This window comes from Krasilnikovia sp. MM14-A1004 (genome assembly GCF_047159485.1).
GTDB lineage: Bacteria > Actinomycetota > Actinomycetes > Mycobacteriales > Micromonosporaceae > Actinoplanes.
Genome location: NZ_AP038773.1, coordinates 5,727,256 through 5,744,739 on the forward strand (window position 1 = coordinate 5,727,256; position 17,484 = coordinate 5,744,739).

At 73.3% G+C, this 17,484-nt stretch carries 17 protein-coding genes and 1 pseudogene; 6 read left to right on the forward strand and 12 right to left on the reverse strand.

The genetic code is table 11. The features are described 5' to 3' along the window. Nucleotides 1–87 precede the first annotated feature (87 nt). From rdgB to ACMCNN_RS24575, 4 genes are read right to left on the reverse strand one after another with little or no spacing between them, the layout of a single operon-like run. The gene (gene rdgB, locus ACMCNN_RS24560; RefSeq protein ID WP_412742868.1) at nucleotides 88–699 is read right to left on the reverse strand and encodes an RdgB/HAM1 family non-canonical purine NTP pyrophosphatase; all 612 of its coding nucleotides are present in this window, start codon (nucleotides 697–699) and stop codon (nucleotides 88–90) included. Beyond that, nucleotides 696–1,424 (reverse strand): ribonuclease PH, encoded by a 729-nt coding sequence (gene rph / locus ACMCNN_RS24565; RefSeq protein ID WP_412742869.1) that lies wholly within the window; start codon nucleotides 1,422–1,424, stop codon nucleotides 696–698. Before rph ends, rdgB begins: the two co-directional genes overlap by 4 nt. Before the next feature lie 10 nt (nucleotides 1,425–1,434). Continuing rightward, nucleotides 1,435–2,727: a glycosyltransferase gene (locus ACMCNN_RS24570; protein ID WP_412742870.1), complete on the reverse strand. Its 1,293-nt coding sequence runs from the start codon at nucleotides 2,725–2,727 to the stop codon at nucleotides 1,435–1,437. Nucleotides 2,728–2,784: 57 nt separating this feature from the next. Beyond that, a complete protein-coding gene (locus ACMCNN_RS24575; RefSeq protein ID WP_412742871.1) occupies nucleotides 2,785–3,531 on the reverse strand; it encodes an MBL fold metallo-hydrolase in 747 nt (248 codons plus the stop codon). Nucleotides 3,532–3,800: 269 nt separating this feature from the next. Here ACMCNN_RS24575 and ACMCNN_RS24580 point away from each other — a divergent pair, with 269 nt between their 5' ends. After that, on the forward strand, nucleotides 3,801–4,151 hold the full coding sequence (locus ACMCNN_RS24580; RefSeq protein ID WP_412742872.1) for a hypothetical protein: 351 nt from the start codon (nucleotides 3,801–3,803) through the stop codon (nucleotides 4,149–4,151). A gap of 46 nt (nucleotides 4,152–4,197) precedes the next feature. On the opposite strand, the gene ACMCNN_RS24585 is transcribed toward ACMCNN_RS24580, so the two are convergent. The 5 genes and pseudogenes from ACMCNN_RS24585 to clpS form a co-directional block, all read right to left on the reverse strand. Beyond that, nucleotides 4,198–5,163, reverse strand: coding sequence for a PLP-dependent cysteine synthase family protein (locus ACMCNN_RS24585; protein WP_412742873.1), 966 nt, complete (start codon nucleotides 5,161–5,163; stop codon nucleotides 4,198–4,200). A gap of 4 nt (nucleotides 5,164–5,167) precedes the next feature. Next, complete coding sequence (locus ACMCNN_RS24590; protein ID WP_412742874.1) at nucleotides 5,168–5,482, reverse strand: MoaD/ThiS family protein; 315 nt, start codon at nucleotides 5,480–5,482, stop codon at nucleotides 5,168–5,170. 65 nt (nucleotides 5,483–5,547) lie between these two features. Then, nucleotides 5,548–6,050 (reverse strand): annotated as a pseudogene (locus ACMCNN_RS24595) (Mov34/MPN/PAD-1 family protein). 61 nt (nucleotides 6,051–6,111) lie between these two features. Then, nucleotides 6,112–6,612, reverse strand: a complete 501-nt coding sequence (locus tag ACMCNN_RS24600) for a DUF2017 domain-containing protein (RefSeq protein WP_412742875.1) — start codon at nucleotides 6,610–6,612, stop codon at nucleotides 6,112–6,114. 50 nt (nucleotides 6,613–6,662) lie between these two features. Continuing rightward, entirely contained in the window at nucleotides 6,663–6,953 is a 291-nt protein-coding gene (clpS, locus tag ACMCNN_RS24605) for an ATP-dependent Clp protease adapter ClpS (protein WP_412742876.1), read from the reverse strand. 254 nt (nucleotides 6,954–7,207) lie between these two features. On the opposite strand from clpS, the gene ACMCNN_RS24610 reads away from it, so the two are divergent. The 4 genes from ACMCNN_RS24610 to ACMCNN_RS24625 are packed head-to-tail and all read left to right on the forward strand — an operon-like array spanning nucleotide 7,208 to nucleotide 13,106. After that, nucleotides 7,208–9,847, forward strand: a complete 2,640-nt coding sequence (locus tag ACMCNN_RS24610) for a LuxR C-terminal-related transcriptional regulator (RefSeq protein ID WP_412742877.1) — start codon at nucleotides 7,208–7,210, stop codon at nucleotides 9,845–9,847. Nucleotides 9,848–9,857: 10 nt separating this feature from the next. Beyond that, nucleotides 9,858–11,144: a nicotinate phosphoribosyltransferase gene (locus tag ACMCNN_RS24615; protein WP_412742878.1), complete on the forward strand. Its 1,287-nt coding sequence runs from the start codon at nucleotides 9,858–9,860 to the stop codon at nucleotides 11,142–11,144. Between the two features lie 29 nt (nucleotides 11,145–11,173). Beyond that, on the forward strand, nucleotides 11,174–11,749 hold the full coding sequence (locus ACMCNN_RS24620) for an isochorismatase family protein (protein ID WP_412742879.1): 576 nt from the start codon (nucleotides 11,174–11,176) through the stop codon (nucleotides 11,747–11,749). 58 nt (nucleotides 11,750–11,807) lie between these two features. Further along, entirely contained in the window at nucleotides 11,808–13,106 is a 1,299-nt protein-coding gene (locus ACMCNN_RS24625; protein WP_412742880.1) for an MFS transporter, read from the forward strand. Between the two features lie 171 nt (nucleotides 13,107–13,277). Here ACMCNN_RS24625 and ctaD read toward each other — a convergent pair whose 3' ends face one another. Both ctaD and ACMCNN_RS24635 read right to left on the reverse strand, forming a co-directional pair. After that, complete coding sequence (ctaD, locus tag ACMCNN_RS24630; protein WP_412742881.1) at nucleotides 13,278–15,032, reverse strand: cytochrome c oxidase subunit I; 1,755 nt, start codon at nucleotides 15,030–15,032, stop codon at nucleotides 13,278–13,280. Between the two features lie 124 nt (nucleotides 15,033–15,156). Further along, nucleotides 15,157–16,266 carry an FAD-dependent monooxygenase gene (locus ACMCNN_RS24635; RefSeq protein WP_412742882.1) on the reverse strand — a complete coding sequence of 370 codons (1,110 nt, stop codon included), beginning with the start codon at nucleotides 16,264–16,266 and terminating at the stop codon, nucleotides 15,157–15,159. A gap of 148 nt (nucleotides 16,267–16,414) precedes the next feature. On the opposite strand from ACMCNN_RS24635, the gene ACMCNN_RS24640 reads away from it, so the two are divergent. Then, nucleotides 16,415–16,810, forward strand: a complete 396-nt coding sequence (locus ACMCNN_RS24640) for a VOC family protein (protein ID WP_412742883.1) — start codon at nucleotides 16,415–16,417, stop codon at nucleotides 16,808–16,810. Here the strand turns inward: ACMCNN_RS24640 and ACMCNN_RS24645 are convergent. Further along, nucleotides 16,747–17,475 (reverse strand): helix-turn-helix domain-containing protein, encoded by a 729-nt coding sequence (locus ACMCNN_RS24645; protein WP_412742884.1) that lies wholly within the window; start codon nucleotides 17,473–17,475, stop codon nucleotides 16,747–16,749. The genes ACMCNN_RS24640 and ACMCNN_RS24645 overlap by 64 nt on opposite strands. Nucleotides 17,476–17,484: the final 9 nt, after the last annotated feature.

The following is a 17,484-nucleotide window of genomic DNA, read 5'->3' on the forward strand; positions in this document are numbered from 1 at the left end:
ACCGCGCGGGCCGACTGCGGCGCGGGCTGACTGCGACCCGGGCTGACTGCGGCGCGGGCTGACTGCGGCGCGGGCGCCGGACCGGACTCAGCGGGGCAGCTCGCGGGCGATGACCTTGGCCAGCTCGCGGAACGCCTTGCCGCGGTGGCTGATCGCGTCCTTGTCGGCGGGGCTCAGCTCGGCGTTCGTCCGGTCCTGCCCGTCACCGAGGAAGATCGGGTCGTACCCGAAGCCGCCCTCGCCGCGCCGGGTCCGCAGGATCCGGCCGCGCTGGCGGCCCTCGACCAGGTGTTCGCGGCCGTTCGGCAGCACCAGGGCGGCCGCGCAGACGAACGCGCCGCCGCGGTGGGCATCCGGCACGTCGCCGATCTGGGCCAGCACCAGGTCCAGGTTGGCGGCGTCGTCACCGTGCTTGCCGGACCAGCGGGCGCTGAACACGCCGGGCATGCCGTTGAGCGCGTCCACGGCCAGGCCGGAGTCGTCGGCCACGGTCGGCAGGCCGGTCCGGGAGACCCCCTCGCGGGCCTTGATCAGGGCGTTCTCCCCGAACGTCAGCCCGGTCTCGGGCACCTCGGGGTAGTCCGGGACGTCGGCCAGACCGACCAGCTCGACCTGATGCGCGCCGAGCGCCTGGTCGAGGATGCGCCGCAGCTCGGCGAGCTTCTTCTTGTTGCCCGTGGCCAGCAGCAGCCGGGTCACGAGGCAAGGGCCTTCAGCTGGGCGGCGGCCAGGTCGGCGCAGCCGCGTACGCCCAGGTCGAGCATGGCGTCGAGCTGGTCGCGGCGGAACACGCCCGCCTCGCCGGTGCCCTGGACCTCGACGAAGTCGCCGTCGCCGGTACAGACCACGTTCATGTCGACCTCGGCCGCCACGTCCTCGGCGTACATGAGGTCCAGCCGGGCCTCGCCCTCGATGATGCCGACGCTGACCGCCTGGACCGAGCGGTGCATGACCGCGGCCGGCTTGCCGGCCAGCGACTTGCGGTCGGCCAGCCAGCTCACCGCGTCGTGCAGGGCGACGTACGCGCCGGTGATCGCGGCGGTACGGGTGCCCCCGTCGGCCTGCAGCACGTCGCAGTCGAGGACGATGGAGTTCTCGCCGAGCGCCTTGAGGTCGATGCAGGCCCGCAGGCTGCGCCCGATCAGCCGGGAGATCTCGTGGGTCCGGCCGCCGATCTTGCCGCGGACGCTCTCCCGGTCGCCGCGGGTGTTCGTGGCGCGGGGCAGCATCGCGTATTCGGCGGTGACCCAGCCGAGGCCGGAGCCCTTGCGCCAGCGGGGCACGCCCTCGGTGACGCTGGCGGTGCACAGAACGCGGGTGTTGCCGAACTCGACCAGCACGGAGCCCTCGGGGTGGATGCTCCACTGCCGGGTGAGGGTCACGGGTCGCAGGTGGTCGGCCGCTCGGCCGTCGGGGCGTGCCATGCCGGTCACCTTATGCGTACCGGGCGCTGCGGGTGTCGTCCGCCCCGGCGGGTTCCGCCGCGGTCCCCGCCCAACTCGGCTCGACACCGGTCCGGCTCGCGGGCACGGCCGGGCGCAGCAGAGCGGGCCGGGCCGGGACGTGGGGCTGCCGGGCCGGTCCGGGCGCGGACAGCGGGCGGGCGGCGGCCGCGGCCATCACGGCGGGCGCGGCGTCGTGGGCGCGCAGGAAGCCGGCCACGGCGCGGGGCCAGCCGAACAGCTCGGCCCGGGCGCGGGCGGCGGCCCGCCGGGCCGCTTCGGGACGTCCCAGGACCTCGTGTACGCCGTGTGCGAAGGCCTCCGGTGTGCCCGGTACGGCCAGCCCGGCGTCGCCGACCACCTCGGGCAGCGCGCTGGCCGCGTTGACCACCACCGGTGTGCCGCAGGCCAGCGCCTCCAGGGCGGCCAGCCCGAACGTCTCCACCGGTCCGGGCGCCACCACCACGTCGGCGCTGGCCAGCAGCGCGGCCACCGCGGACCGCTCGGACAGATGCCCGGCGAACCGCACCGGCAACCGGGCCGAGCGGTACGCCAGCGCGGTGCGCCGGGCCCCGTCACCCGCGACGACCAGCACCGCGGGGGTCTTCTGTGCCCGCAGCGCGGCGATCGTGTCGACCGCCAGCTCGGGTCGCTTGTCGGCGGACAGCCGCCCGCAGTAGACGATCAGCAACTCGTCGGGCCGGGCGTAGCGGGCCCGGACCGCGGCGTCGGCGCGGCTCGGGTGGAATCCGGCGAGGTCGACGCCGAGCGGCACCTCGGCCAGGTTGGGCACGCCGAGGCGGCGGAACTCGGCGGCGGCGAACGCGGTCGTGCACACGATCTGGTCGTACGCCTGCGCGGTGCGGCGGTTGAGCCGGTCGGCCAGGGAGTCGCGGGCGGGCATCCCCCACACGCCGAGCAGTCCGGCGAGGCTCTCGTGGGAGACCATCATGGAGCCGACGCCGCGCTGCCGGGCCCAGTGCCCGGTCCAGCGCAGAGTGGAGCGGTCCGACACCTCGATGCGGTCCGGCTCCAGATCGTCGAGCAGCCGGGTGAGTTCGCGCCGCCCGGCCAGCACCCGGTATCCGGCGGTACGCGGCAGGGCGGCACCGGGCAGCGTGATGACCCGCCCCTGCGCGGTCATCGTGTCGGAGTGTGCGCCGCCCGGAACGATGAGGACGGCTTCGTGCCCGGCCCGCCGGTAACCCTCGCCGAGGTTGCGCAGCGCGGTGCGCAGGCCGCCCGATCGCGGGGTGACGAAGTTGGCCAGCCGGACGATGCGCATGCAGGGCACTCCCGTGGTCACATCTGACGATCCGATGCCGTTCCCCCGGCGGCAAGCTCAGAGATCGTAGCGGGAACCCGGCCGTACCACATCGACTGGGCCCGCGAAGGTCGCAGTCGCGGCCTCCACAGTAGATGCCTCGCTGCACCAGGCGGGCACGAGGTGGGTCAGCAGCAGCCGGCCCACGTCCGCCTTGGTGGCCGCCTCCCCCGCCTCACCTCCGGTGAGGTGCAAGTCGGGCGGGTTGTCCACGCCGTCGAGATAACTCGCCTCGCACAGGAAGAGGTCGGCGCCCTGGGCCAGGCGCAGCAGGGCGTCGCAGGGCGCGGTGTCCGACGAGTACGCCAGCACCCGGCCGCCGTGCTCGACCCGCACCCCGTACGTCTCGATGGGATGGTTGACCCGGTCCACGGTCACGGTGAACGGTCCGATCGGGAAGGTGCCCGGTTGCAGCCCGTAGAAGGTGTACACGTCGTCGATGGGTTCGGCTTCCGCGCTGTAGGCGGCGGAGATGCGCTCGGCGGCACCCATCGGCGCGTACACGGGCAGCGGCGGCAGCGGCCCGCCCGGAGTGTAGCGGCGGACCACCACGTACGTGCAGGCGTCCAGCATGTGGTCGCAGTGCAGGTGCGTGAGCATGATCGCGTCGATGCCGTCGATGCCCGCGTAGCGTTGCAGCGCCGACAGCGACCCCGAGCCGAAGTCGATCAGCAGCCGGAAGCCGTCGGCCTCCACGAGGTATGCGGAACAGGCCGACTCGGGGCCGGGGAAACTGCCGGCACAGCCGAGGACGGTCAGTCGCATGCGGCTTCCTCTGGCTCACGCTGGGTCGTCCACGCCCCAACCGACCGGCCCGTGGCTGCGTCGTCAGACCAGTCAATCACGGTGCGCAGCCTACGCCGGGACCAGCGCCACGCGTAAACGTCTGATCGACTTGTCGCTAAATCGACAACACATGTCACAGGGGACGTGACATGGGTCATTGAATGGGGCGTCACGGGCCGTGAGTCGGCCGCGTTGCACACCGTGAAGTGCATCGTTGTGGGCTGCGGCCCCCTGCCGACGGAGGCGTCGTGGCCACAGACGTGAACGAACCCGCGCCCGCCGATCCGCGCGGGGTGCTGTTCCGCTTCCCGGCCGAGGACGACCCGGCGCCGCGTACCCGGCGGCTGCTGGCGATGTCGGGCTACGCGTCGCTGCTCGGGCTCGCCGGGGTCGGGGTGGGCGTGCGCGGGCTGGTGTCCTCGGTGCGCGGCGGCGTCCCCGACTGGTACGTGCCGGTGCTCGCGTTCTGCGGCATGCTCAGCGTGGCCCTGGCGGTGGCCGGCTTCCTGTCCATCCACCGCCGGCGACCACCGTGGCTGCTGCTGTTCGGCGCCGCGCTGCCCCTGATGGCGGCGGTGGGCCTCGCGGTCACCTATTGACCGCAGGCCGACGACCGCTGTTCCCCGCACGGTTCCACGGATCCGCTCAGGCCCAGAGCTGGCCCTCGAGGGCCTCTTCGGCGTCGGCGAGGGTGCCGCCGTACGCGCCCGTGGACAGGTATTTCCAGCCGCCGTCGGCGACCACGAACGCCACGTCGGCGCGGCGGCCCGCCTTGACCGCCTCGTGCGCCACGGCCAGCGCCGCGTGCAGGATCGCGCCGGTGGAGAAGCCCGCGAAGATCCCCTCCACCTCGACCAGCTGCCGGGTACGCAGCACCGCGTCGCGGGTGCCCACGGAGAACCGGCGGTTGAGGACCGTGGCGTCGTACAGCTCCGGCACGTAGCCCTCGTCGATGTTGCGCAGGCCGTAGACGAGTTCGCCGTAGCGGGGCTCGGCCGCGACGATCTCGATGCCGGGGACCTTCTCCCGCAGGTAGCGGCCGGTGCCCATGAGCGTGCCGGTGGTGCCCAGCCCGGCCACGAAGTGGGTGACCGTGGGCAGGTCGCGCAGCAGTTCCGGCCCGGTCGTCTCGTAGTGGGCACGGGCGTTGGCGGGGTTGCCGTATTGGAACAGCATGACCCAGTCCGGGTGCTCGGCCGAGATCTGCTTGGCCGTCGCGACCGCCTGGTTGGAGCCGCCCGCCGCCGGCGAGAAGATGATCTCCGCGCCGTACATCCGGAGCAGCTGGATGCGCTCGGCGGAGACGTTCTCCGGCATCACGCAGACCAGGCGGTAACCGCGCAGCTTCGCCACCATGGCCAGCGAGATGCCGGTGTTGCCGCTGGTCGGCTCCAGGATGGTGTCGCCCGGCCGCAGCCGCCCCGACTCCTCCGCCTCGCGCACCATGAACAGCGCGGCGCGGTCCTTGATGCTGCCGGTCGGGTTGCGGTCCTCCAGCTTCGCCCACAGCCGCACCGGCGGTGCCCCGTCGGGCACCGTCGGCGACAGGCGGGGCAGACCGACCAGCGGCGTGCCCCCGCACGCGTCGAGCAGGCTCTCGAAGCGAGCCATGGGACTACCTGCCGAGGAGGGCCGCTGCGGCGGCGAAGCCGAGGGCGCCGCCCGCGACGGCGGGCAGCACCGTCACCGAGTCGCCGTCGGACAGCTTGGCGTCCAGCGCCCCGAGGAAGCGCACGTCCTCGTCGTTGACGTAGACGTTGACGAAGCGGTGCAGGGAGCCCTCGGACGTGATCAGGCGGCCCTTGAGGCCGGAGTGCTTGGCGTCCAGGTCGTCGATGAGGGCGCCCAGCGTGTCGCCGGCACCCTCCACGACCTTGGCTCCGCCGGTGTAGCTGCGCAGGATGGTGGGAACGCGAACTTCGATGGCCATGACTGCAGGTGCTCCTTGGAAAGAGAAGAAGGTGTACGACAACGGGTCAGCGTGAGCGACAGTGCTCAGCGACACTCGTAGTCGACCGTCGTCGGGGTCTGCCCGAACATGTACGACTGGACGGCGTGACCGTCCGTACTCACCTTCACGCGTCCACCGTCGCATCCACGATGTTGACCTCTTCCTCGGTCACCACACCGTCCACGATACGGAACGAGCGAATCTCCTCGGAGTCTTGCTCACGGGTCGAGACGAGCAGATAGTGGGCGCCCGGCTCCCCCGCGAACGAGATGTCGGTGCGCGACGGGTACGCCTCCGTCGCGGTGTGCGAGTGGTAGATGACCACCGGCTCCTCGTCGTGGTCGTCCATCTCGCGCCAGACGCGCAGCTGCTCCATCGAGTCGAACTCGTAGAACGTCATCGACCGGGCCGCATTCTCCATGGCGATGTGGCGGGTCGGCAGGTCGCTGCCGGCCGGTCCGGCCACCACGCCGCAGGCCTCGTCGGGGTGGTCCCGGCGGGCATGGGCGACGATCGCGGAGAGGATCGCGCTGTCGATGGTCAGCACGGTGTTCACATTACCGTGCCCGGCCGCGGCGCCGGGCGTGGCCGTGCTCACGCGCCCGGGCTCAGCGGACGGCGACGAGCGCGTTCAGCAGGGATTCCTGCAGATAGCCCAGGTACGCGTACACGGAGAGTTGGAAGACGCGGCTGGACGTGGGGTCGGCGGCCACGGCGTCGTCCAGCTCCTCGCCGAGGTCGGTGTCGGACCGGATGTCCAGCCGCACACCCATGGCGAGGCGGGCGTCGTTGATGGCCCGCAGCCACGCCTCGGCCTCCTCGCCGTCGAGGCGTACCTCTCCGGGGCCGTCGTCGGGCAGGGCGGCGAGGATCGCGCCGGCCTGATCGATCTTGCCGGTCTTGAGGTCGCCCTCGGTGTAGAGGCGGAACTCGGCCGAGTCGTCGGGCCGCTCCGGGTAGATGTCCGGAAAGAGGCGGTCGACCACCGGGTCGCCGTGCTCGAAGCCGTCCATGAGCAGGCCGACAACCTCACCGGCGACCTTGCGCAGCACACGGACCTCGTCCACCGCGAAGGTCGCCACGCACTGGTTGCCGTGGCGTCGGAACATCCCTCAGTCCACCTGCCCCATCACCGCCCGATCCGTCCCGGTACGACCTGTCACCCCTGGTCCACCGTCGCCCACAGACCGTATCCGTGCAGCCGGGATGCGTCCAACTCCATCCGCTCCCGGGCCCCCGCGGAGACCACGGCCTTGCCCTCGGTGTGGACCGTCATCATCAACTGCTCGGCACGGTCGTGGCTGTAGCCGAACAACTTCTGGAACACCCAGGTCACGTACGACATCAGATTGACCGGATCGTCCCAGACGATGGTGACCCACGGCCGATCGTCCGCTGGCACCTCCTCGATCTCCGGCGTCTCGACGGGAGCGACCTGAGGCAATGCCATGCCCCCCATCGTGCCACCGGATCCGCCCGGTTGCGGAAACGAAGCGCCGCGACAGCGCCCGCCCGGACGGCGGACGCCCGGGCCGCCCCGCCAGGCGGGCCCGGGCGCGTCTGGGCCGCACCCGGCGAAACGGTACGTTGCCGGGCCCTTCCGGCCGAGCAGTCACGTTACTCAGCGTTCATGTCCCAGCTACTCATTTCCGTACACGACACGCGCAGTGACATCGGTGTGACGGATATCGATATGCTGTCGCGGTGAGGGACTGGGCATTCGTCGGGCGCGCCGGCGAGCTGGCCCGCCTCACCACCACCGCCACCGACGAGCGCCGGGGCGGACTGATCCTCAGCGGCGCGGCCGGGGTCGGCAAGAGCCGATTGCTGCGCGAGGCCGTCGCCACCCTCGACCCCGGCAGCTACGCCGTGCTCACCGCGGCCGCCAGCGTCGCGGCGTGCGGCCTGCCGTTCGGCGGGCTCGCCCAGGTCCTGCCGCCCGACCCGCCCGCCGGGCTGTCCCAGGCCGGCCTGCTCCGCTGGGCCCTCGACATCCTGCGCGCCGAGGCCGGTGGCCGCCCGATCGTGCTGGCGGTCGACGACGCCCACCTGCTCGACCCGCCGTCGGCCGCGCTCGTCCACCTGCTCGTCCGCCAGGGGGCGACATTGCTGGCCACGCTGCGCGGCGCCGCGCCCGTACCGCCGCCGATCGGCGCGCTGTGGACCGAGGGCCTGGTGGGGCACGCGGAGCTGGACCCGCTGGACGCGGCCCGGTCCCGTGAGCTGCTGGCGGCGATGCTCGGCGGGCCGGTCGAGGGCGGCTCCGCCCAGCGCCTCACCGAGCTGGCCGGCGGCAACCCCCTCATGCTGCGCGAGCTGGTGCGGGCGGCCCGCGGCGGCGGCGAGATGACCCGGGCGTACGGCGTCTGGCGCTGGACCGGGCGGCTCACCCTGGCGCCCAGCCTCGCCGACCTCGTCGACGCGCACATCGGCGGGCTCGCCCCCGCCGTACGCGACGTGGTGGAGCTGGTCGCGTTCGGCGAGCCGATCGGCCTGCCCTCGTTGCTGGCGGTCGCCGACCCGGCCGCGGTCGAGGCGGCCGAGGAGCGCGAGCTGATCCGCGTACACGGGGACGGCCGCCGCCGCCCCGCCCGCCTGGCCCACCCCCTGTACGGCGAGGTGGTGCGCCGCCAGTGCCCGGTGAGCCGGACCCGGCGCCTGCTGGCGACGCTCGCCGACCTGGTCGAGCGCACCGGCGCCCGGCGCCGCGACGACCTGCTGCGGGTGGCGGTCTGGCGGCTGGACTCCGGCACCGCGCAGGACGGCGCGCGGCTGCTCGACGCGGCCGCCCTGGCGTTCGGGCGGCTGGATCTGACGCTCACCCACCGGCTGGCGGCCGCCGCCCGGGATGCGGGCGCGGGGTACCCGGCGACGGAGCTGCTGGCCACGGCCCTCCTGCTGGCCGGACGCCCCCACGAGGCCCGGGCCGCCCTCGACAACACCCCGGCCCGGGACGGCATCGCAGCCCGGGACGGCGGCGGGGATGGGACGACGGGACGGTTGGTCGCGCTGCGGGCGACCGTGGCGTTCTGGGGACTGGGTCGGGCGGGGGCCGCCGACGACCTGGCAGCGGCCGCGGGCGCGGTGACCGGGCCGGGGGAGGTGGCCCGTGTCCAGGCGGTCGAGGCGCTGATGCGGCTGCAGCTCAACCAGCTGGACCGGGCCCGTGAGCTGGCTGCCGCCGTACTCGAAAGCCCTGCCGCCGGGGCCTCGGCCCGCGACCTGGCCCACTGCGCCCGGGCCCTGCTGGCCGCGGCGTCGGGGCACCCGCAGCACAGCGCCGACCTGATCGCCCGGATCCAGGCGGACGCCCCGGCCTGGTGGTGCGACTCCCCCGCGCTGCATTTCCTGCTGCCCGTGACGGTCGGCACCCGGGTCGGCGTCGCTCTCGACCTGGCCGCCCTCGACGAGATCCTCACCGCGGAGTTCGCGGACCTGGCGCAGACCGGCGGCTTCGGCTTCGGCACCGGCTGGGTGGCGCTGCTGCAGGCGCACCGCGCCCGGCTGCGCGGGCGCACCGCGGACGCCCTGCGCGCCGCCGAGCAGGCCTGCGCCGCGCTGTCCACGCACGGACGCTACGAGGGCCTCGGGCACGCCGCCCGGGCGCTGACCGCCGCGGTGCGCGGCGACCTGGCGCTGGCCACGGCCGCGATGGCCAGCGCCGAGGCGGCCGGTGGCGCCAGCGAGCGGCTGTTCCACCCGTGGCACGCGACAGCCCGGGCGTGGACCACCGCGTGCGCGGGCGACCTGAGCGGCGCGGTGCGGGTACTGACCGAGCTGGCCGAGCGGCTGCGCGCCGACGGATTCGCCGGGCACGAGCTGCTGGCCTGGCACGACGTGGTCCGGCTGGGCCGGGCGGAGCTGGCCGCCGACCGGATGGCCGCGCTGCTGGCCGAGGTGCCGGGCGGCCCGGCCGCGCCGCTGCTGCTGCGGCACGCGCGCGGCGCCGCGAGCCACGACCCGTCGGCCCTGTACGCCGTCGCGCGCGACTTCGCCGCCCACGGCTACCAGGTGTTCGCCGCGGAGGCCGCCGCGACCGCGCTGCGGCTGTTCCGCGCCGCCCGCGATCCGCGCGCGCTGGCCGCCAACACGGTGCTGGCGGACGCGCTGGCCGCCTGCGACACGCTGCGCACCCCGGCGCTGCGCTCTGTGCAGCCCGCCCTGACCAGCCGGGAACGGCAGGTCGCGGAGCTGGCCGCCGCGGGCGCCCGCAGCCGGGAGATCGCGGACAGCCTGTTCCTGTCGCCGCGCACCGTGGAGAACCACCTGCAACGGGTGTACGCGAAGCTCGGCGTCAGCGGCCGCACGGAACTCGCCCCCGCGCTGCGTTCCCTGCCGCAATAGGGTGGGGAGCGTGACCGCGTACCCACCCGCCCTGCTGACCGACCAGTACGAGCTGACCATGATCAGCGCCGCCCTCAAGGACGGCACCGCCGACCGCCGCTGCGTCTTCGAGGTCTTCGCCCGGCGGCTGCCCTCCGGCCGCCGCTACGGTGTCGTCGCCGGACCGGGCCGGCTGGCCGAGCTGATCCGCGACTTCCGCTTCGGCGACGCCGAGGTGGATTTCCTGCGCAAGGCCGGCATCGTCGACGAGACCACCGCGCGATGGCTGGCCGGGTACCGCTTCACCGGCGACATCGACGGGTACGCGGAGGGCGAGCTGTTCTTCCCGGGCTCGCCGATCCTCACGGTGTCCGGCACGTTCGCCGAGTGCGTGGTGCTGGAGACGCTGCTGCTGTCGGTGCTCAACCACGACAGTGCGGTCGCCGCGGCGGCGGCCCGGATGGTCACCGCGGCCCGCGGCCGGCCGATCATCGAGATGGGCTCGCGCCGTACCCACGAGGCCGCCGCGGTGGCCTCGGCCCGCGCCGCCTACCTGGCCGGCTTCGCCTCCACGTCCAATCTGGCCGCCGGCGCGAAGTACGGCATCCCGACCACCGGCACCTCGGCGCACGCCTTCACCCTGCTGCACGACGACGAGACGGCGGCGTTCGCGTCGCAGGTCGCCGCGCTGGGCAAGAACACCACCCTGCTGGTGGACACGTACGACATCGCGCAGGGCATCCGCAACGCGATCGCGGTGGCGGGGCCCGACCTGCGGGCGGTGCGCATCGACTCGGGCGACCTGTCGGTGCTGGCCCAGCACTCGCGGGAGCTGCTCGACTCCCTCGGCGCCACCGAAACGAAGATCATCGTCTCGGGCGACATGGACGAGTACTCGATCGCCACCCTCGCCGCCGAACCGGTCGACATGTACGGCGCGGGCACCGCCGTGGTCGCCGGCTCCGGCGCACCCACGGCCGGGCTGGTGTACAAGCTGGTCGAGGTCGAGGGCCGCCCCGTGGTCAAGCGTTCGGAGAACAAGGCCACCGTCGGCGGCCGCAAGACCGCGGTCCGGCGGCACAAGCCCACGGGTACGGCCACCGAGGAGATCGTGGTCTCCCAGGGGGTACCCGACCACCGGCCCAACGACCGGCTGCTGCAGCGCTCCTACGTGGTCGGCGGGGAGATCGTCGACCCGGTGCCGCTGACCGAGTCCCGCGAGCACCTGCGGCAGTGCCTCATCTCGATCCCGTGGGAGGGTCTGAAGCTCTCCGCGGGCGACCCGGCCATCCCCGTCACCGTCGTCCCGACCGCCTGACCCGTTCCGGCCATCTGATCGGAGGCACCGTGTCCCGCGCACTCATCATCGTCGACGTGCAGAACGACTTCTGCGAGGGCGGCTCGCTGGCGGTCGGCGGCGGCGCGGCCGTCGCCGCCGGCATCTCCCGGGCGCTCACCTCGGGCGGCTGGGACCACGTCGTGGCGACCAAGGACTACCACGTCGATCCGGGCGCGCACTTCGGCGACCCGCCGGACTTCGTCGACTCCTGGCCGGCGCACTGCGTCGTCGGCACCAGCGGCGCGGACTTCCACCCCGGCCTGGTCACCGACCGGGTGGAGGCGGTCTTCCACAAGGGGGAGCACGCGGCGGCGTACTCGGGTTTCGAGGGCCACACCGACGACGGCCAGACCCTGGCCGTCTGGCTGCGCGCACGGGGCGTGACCTCGGTCGATGTCGTGGGCATCGCCACGGACCATTGCGTACGGGCCACCGCCCTGGACGCCGCGGCGGAGGGTTTCGCCACCACGGTGCTGCTGGACCTGACCGCCGGGGTGGCGCCGGCCACCACTCGGGCCGCCCTGGAGCAGTTCCGGGACGCCTCGGTGGTCACCACCGGCACACCCGTGGTGACGTCCGTCTAAACCGGTTGGGGTTGTCGTACCCCGGGCGGAGACTGGCAGGTCGGAGGACAGGACCGACATGACACTCACGCCTTACCGGGAGACCCTCGCGCTGCGCGGCATGCGTTCGCTGCTGAGCGTGGCAACCCTGGCCCGCATCCCCGTGACCGCCGGCCCGGTGGTCCTCACCCTGCACGTGGTGCAGGACCTCGGCCGGGGGTACGGCGCGGCCGGGCTGGTCGGCGCCGCGTTCACCGTCGGCAGCTCGCTGGGGGCGCCCGTGCTGGGGCGCTCCATGGACCGCCGGGGCCTGCGGCCGATCCTCGTGCTGACCACGGTCGCCGAGGTCGCCTTCTGGGCCACCGCGCAGGCCGTGCCGTACTGGGCGATGCTGCTGGCCGCGCTGGTCGGCGGCTTCCTGACGTTGCCGGTGTTCGCGGTCGCGCGGCAGTCCATCGCCGCGCTGACCCCCGAGTCGCACCGGCTGCCCGCGTTCGCGCTCGACTCGATCACCACCGAGCTGTCGTTCATGGCGGGCCCCGCCCTGGGGGTCTTCGTGTGCACGACGGCCGGCGCCCGCGCGGGCATGCTGGCCGTCGGCGCCGGGATCCTCGTCTCCGGCCTCGGCCTGTACCTGCTGAACCCCGCGACCCGCAGCGCCGACGAGGCGCCGGTCTCGGCGGGTGAGCGGGTGCCCCGGCGGTCCTGGCTCGGCCCGCGCCTGGTGGCGGTCCTCGCGGTCACCGCCGGCGCCACGCTGGTGCTCAGCGGCACCGACGTGGCCGTGGTGGCGGCACTGCGCTCCACCGGCGAGTTGGAGTGGACCGGTGCGGTGCTGGGCCTGTGGGCGGCGTATTCGCTGCTGGGCGGCTTCGCGTACGGCACCGTGCGGCGCGGGGTGCCGCCGCTGGCGCTGTTCGGCCCGATGGCGCTGTTCACCATCCCGGTGGGCCTGGGCGGCGGTCACTGGTGGCTGCTGGCGCTGATGCTGATCCCGGCGGGGGCGCTGTGCGCTCCCACGATCACCGCCACGGCCGACGTGGTGAGCCGACTGGCCCCCGCCGCGGCGCGGGGCGAGGCGATGGGGCTGCACAACTCGTCGCTGACCGTCGGGGTGGCGCTGGGCGCCCCGCTGGCCGGTGTGGTGATGGACACCCTGTCCCCGCCGTGGGGGTTCGCCGCGGTCGGCATCGTGGGTGTGCTGGTGGCGCTGCTGGCCCTGCCCACCCAGCTCCGGCACCGCTCACCCTCTACGCCCGCCCGGGCGTCGGACGTCCCCGCGACATCCGCCTCAGCCGAGGAGCCCGCGACACCCTTCGACCCGGCCGCAGCCGACAACCCCGCATCAGTCAACGCCGCGGGCGGAAGCCGCACCTGACCACCATCAGGTGTGGCGGCCGCGCGGAGGCACCGGATGTGTTGGCAGCGCGGAAGTTGATGACTTCGGGTTAGCTCCGCACCCGAAGTCATCAAGATCGCTAGATCGGACAGCGGGAAAGGGAACGGCCCGCCTCGCTGGACGGCGGGCGGGCCGTGTGGTGCTGGCGGTTCAGCGCTTGTCGCGGTTCTTGCTCAGATCCTCGCTGTACGTGGCGCCGCCGTTCGACTCGCTGGTCAGCGGCTTCGCGCCACCCTCCGGCGGGCCCGCGAGGGAGTGGGCCGCCAGCTCGGGGAACTTGGCGTCGAACGCGGGGCGCTCCGAGCGGATCCGCGGCATGCGGTCGAAGTTGCGCAGCGGCGGCGGGCAGCTCGTCGCCCACTCCAGCGAGTTGCCGTGGCCCCACGGGTCGTCCACGGTGACCAGCTCGCCGACCTTGTACGACTTCCACACGTTGTAGATGAACGGCAGCGTCGACAGGCCCAGGACGAACGAGCCGATGGTCGACCACGTGTTCAGGAACGTGAACCCGTCGCTGGCCAGGTAGTCGGCGTACCGGCGGGGCATGCCCTCGGTGCCGAGCCAGTGCTGCACCAGGAACGTCGAGTGGAAGCCGATGAACGTCAGCCAGAAGTGCACCTTGCCGAGCCGGTCGTCGAGCATCCGGCCGAACATCTTCGGGAACCAGAAGTAGATACCCGCGAACACCGCGAACACGATCGTGCCGAACAGCACGTAGTGGAAGTGCGCGATGACGAAGTACGAGTCGGAGACGTGGAAGTCGATCGGCGGGGCGGCCAGCAGTACGCCGGACAGACCACCGAAGAGGAACGTGATGAGGAAGCCGAGCGCGAACATCATCGGCGTCTCGAAGCTGATCTGGCCGCGCCACATCGTGCCGATCCAGACGAAAAACTTCATGCCGGTCGGGACCGCGATGAGGAAGCTCAGGAAGCTGAAGAACGGCAGCAGCACCTGGCCGGTGACGAACATGTGGTGCGCCCACACGCTCATCGACAGCGCCGCGATCAGCAGGGTCGCCGCCACCAGGCCCTTGTAGCCGAACACCGGCTTGCGGCTGAACACCGGGATGACCTCGGTGATGATGCCGAAGAACGGCAGGGCGATGATGTACACCTCGGGGTGGCCGAAGAACCAGAAGAGGTGCTGCCAGAGCATCGGCCCGCCGGTGGCGACGTCGAAGACGTGGGCGCCGAGCACCCGGTCGGCCAGCAGGGCGAACAACGCGGCGGCCAGGAACGGGAACACCATGATCACCAGGAGGCTGGTGACCAGGATGTTCCAGGTCATGATCGGCATCCGGAACATCGTCATGCCGGGCGCGCGCAGCGTCAGGATGGTGGTGATCATGTTGACGCCGCCGAGGATGGTGCCGAGGCCGGACAGGGCCAGGCCGGCCACCCACATGTTGCCGCCCACGCCGGGCGAGTGCAGACCGTCACTGAGCGGCGTGTACGCGAACCAGCCGAAGTCGGCCGCGCCGCCGGGGGTGATGAACCCGGCGATGGTGATCGTCCCGCCGAACAGGTACAGCCAGTAGGCGAACGAGTTCAGCCGCGGGAACGCCACGTCCGGCGCGCCGATCTGGATCGGCACCACGAAGTTCGCGAACGCGAACACGATCGGGGTGGCGAAGAACAGCAGCATGATCGTGCCGTGCATGGTGAACAGCTGGTTGTACTGCTCCGGGGAGAGGAACTGCATCCCCGGGCGGGCCAGCTCGGCGCGCATCAGCAGCGCCATCAGACCACCCAGCATGAAGAACACGAACGACGTGATCATGTACATGATCCCGATCTGCTTCGCGTCCGTCGTGCGCAGGATCCGCGCGATCGCCGTACCCTTGACCTGCCGCCGGACCGGATAAGGCCGGGTCACGATCGGCTTCGGCGCAACGGTCGTCACGGATAGCCTCCGGTGTCTCGTTCGTCCCACTCAGTACGCGCGTACGGAATGGCGTACCTCGCTGGCAGAATAGTCCCCCGCCCGGCCCCGGCGGGCACGGGGTGACCAAGTGCGCGGGTGTGGGTCACACCGGCGCGGCCAGCTCCCGGACCTGATCCGCGAAGATCCGCCGTCCCCTCCTGCGCAGCATAGGGTCGCGCAGCGCCGGGGGGACGTCGCGGGTGCGGTCGCGTTCCCGGGTCCGCTCGCGGACGCTGCCGCAGCGGGGGCGCCGCCGCCGCTCGTACTCGGCCAGCGCCGCCGGGATGTCGTCCGGCCGCGCCCGCAGCACCTCGGCCAGCACCACCGCATCCTCGAACGACATCGCCGCGCCCTGGGCCAGCGTCGGCGCCGTGGCGTGCGCCGCGTCCCCGACCAGCACCACCGGCCCGGCGGACCAGCGCTCCAGCACCACCTCGTCGGTACGGGCCACCTGCACCGTCTCGATCGCCTCCAGCACCGCCGGCACGGGGCCGCCGAACCCGGCGAACAGCTCCCGCATCCGGGCCCGCGGGTCTGCCGGGGCCGGCGCGTCCGGCGGGACCGTCTCGTCGGCGCAGCAGTACAGCCTCCGCCCGCCCATCGGCATCACGGCGAACGAGGCCCGCCGGCCCAGCAGGCCGGTCCACGCGTCGACCGGCGGGCCGCCGTTGACCACGCTGCGGTACACGACGTGGCCCGTGGGGGTCGCCGGGCCGCCCAGACCGGCCCGGGCCCGGATCGTGGAGCGGCGGCCGTCGGCACCGACGACCAGGTCGTACTCGGCGACGCCGCCGTCGCTGAACTCGACCTTGGCGGCGCCGTCCACGATGGTCACGTCGCGGACAGAGGTGCCGTACCGGACCTCGCCGCCGACCCCGCTGAGCAGCACCCGCTGCAACTCGCCGCGGGGCAGCGCCCGGCACTCGCCGACCCCGGCGAAGATCCCGGCGACGTCCAACTCGAACAGTTCGCGGCCGCGGGCGTCGAGGAACTGCTGGCGGAGGATCACGTCGCCGAGGGGCTGCACCGGCGCGTCGAGCCCGAGCAGGCGCAGCGCGCGGGCGGCGTTGCCCGGCAGGAAGATTCCCGCCACGGGCATCACGCCCGCGGCCAGTTCCTCCACGATGTCGGGCCGGAAACCGGCGACCCGCAGAGCCCGGGCCACGGCGAGGCCCGCGATGCCGGCGCCCACGACCAGGATGCGCAGTGTCATCGGGGCACGCCTCCGAGGGGATGGCCACGCGTCGGAGCCAAGACACTACCCGTCGCCATGGGGACGCGATACCCACGCACGGGTGGAGCAGCAGGAGCGTCCGATTCATTCAAGACCCGGTACGGGCGCCCCCCGTAGCGTCGGCGGCATGACACCGACCTTCGACCTCGTCGGCCTCGTGGTGGCCGACATGGCTGCCTCGCTGGCCTTCTACCGCCGTCTCGGACTGGACGTCCCGGCCGCCGCCGACACCGAACCGCACGTCGAGGCGCAGCTGGCCGGCGGCCTGCGGATCGCCTGGGACACCCACGAGGTGATCCGCTCCTTCGACCCGGGCTTCGCGCCGGGCGCGGGCAGCGGCCGGATCAGCCTCGCGTTCCGCTGCGCCGGACCGGCCGAGGTGGACGACACGTACGCCGCGCTGGTGGCGGCCGGGCACACCGGACACAAGGAGCCGTGGGACGCGTTCTGGGGGCAGCGCTACGCCGTCGTGCTGGACCCAGACGGCAACACCGTGGACCTGTTCGCCCCGCTGCCCGGCTGACCGACCAGGGCACCGAGCGGCACGCCCGCCAGCGCCCGCACGTCGCGGCACAGGTGCGCCTGGTCGGCGTACCCGGCGACCGCGGCCACCTCGGCGAACGGGTGGCCGGTCTCGGCCAGCGCCAACGCCCGGCGCAGGCGCAGGATCCGGCCCAGCGCCTTCGGGCCGTACCCGAAGGCGGCCCGGCAGCGGCGGTGCAGCTGGCGGGCGCTCAGCTGAAACGTCTCGGCCAGCGCCGCGACCGGCCGCCCGGCCCGCGCCCCCGCCGCGAGGGCGACCAGCGCGGGGTCGGGGCCGCGCCAGCGCCGCCGCACGGCCACCTCCAGGGCGGCCAGCGGATCGTCGGCGCCGGCCAGGCGGCGCACCTCGGCCACCGGCCAGAACTCCGCGAGCGGCACCGCCCGGTCGGTCAGCTCGTCGGCGGCCACGCGCAGCAGCGGCGGGCCGGTCCCGGCGGCGAAGCGCAGCGCCGCGAACCGGGTGCCGCCGGCCGTGGGATGCAGCCGCGCCGTCGTATCCGGACCGGCGACGAAGACCTCACCGTCGCGCCAGATCAGATCCAGGCAGCCGTCGGGCAGCACGCGGACCAGGCGGCCGCCCGGCGGGGTCACCGCGCGCCACGCGACGACGAGCGGGTGGATCGGGGACGGAGCCTGCGCGTACATGTGGCGACC

What these genes read in the sequence shown, in the direction of transcription:
- ACMCNN_RS24600 (WP_412742875.1), bottom strand. Translation starts at nt 6,612, where the DNA reads ATGTTCCGACGCCACGGCAACCAGTGCGTGGCGACCTTCGCGGTGGAC.
- ACMCNN_RS24570 (WP_412742870.1), bottom strand. Translation starts at nt 2,727, where the DNA reads ATGCGCATCGTCCGGCTGGCCAACTTCGTCACCCCGCGATCGGGCGGC.
- ACMCNN_RS24575 (WP_412742871.1), bottom strand. Translation starts at nt 3,531, where the DNA reads ATGCGACTGACCGTCCTCGGCTGTGCCGGCAGTTTCCCCGGCCCCGAG.
- ACMCNN_RS24590 (WP_412742874.1), bottom strand. Translation starts at nt 5,482, where the DNA reads ATGGCCATCGAAGTTCGCGTTCCCACCATCCTGCGCAGCTACACCGGC.
- ACMCNN_RS24640 (WP_412742883.1), top strand. Translation starts at nt 16,415, where the DNA reads ATGACACCGACCTTCGACCTCGTCGGCCTCGTGGTGGCCGACATGGCT.
- ACMCNN_RS24645 (WP_412742884.1), bottom strand. Translation starts at nt 17,475, where the DNA reads ATGTACGCGCAGGCTCCGTCCCCGATCCACCCGCTCGTCGTCGCGTGG.
- ACMCNN_RS24635 (WP_412742882.1), bottom strand. Translation starts at nt 16,266, where the DNA reads ATGACACTGCGCATCCTGGTCGTGGGCGCCGGCATCGCGGGCCTCGCC.
- clpS (WP_412742876.1), bottom strand. Translation starts at nt 6,953, where the DNA reads ATGGCATTGCCTCAGGTCGCTCCCGTCGAGACGCCGGAGATCGAGGAG.
- rph (WP_412742869.1), bottom strand. Translation starts at nt 1,424, where the DNA reads ATGGCACGCCCCGACGGCCGAGCGGCCGACCACCTGCGACCCGTGACC.
- ACMCNN_RS24625 (WP_412742880.1), top strand. Translation starts at nt 11,808, where the DNA reads ATGACACTCACGCCTTACCGGGAGACCCTCGCGCTGCGCGGCATGCGT.
- ACMCNN_RS24585 (WP_412742873.1), bottom strand. Translation starts at nt 5,163, where the DNA reads ATGGCTCGCTTCGAGAGCCTGCTCGACGCGTGCGGGGGCACGCCGCTG.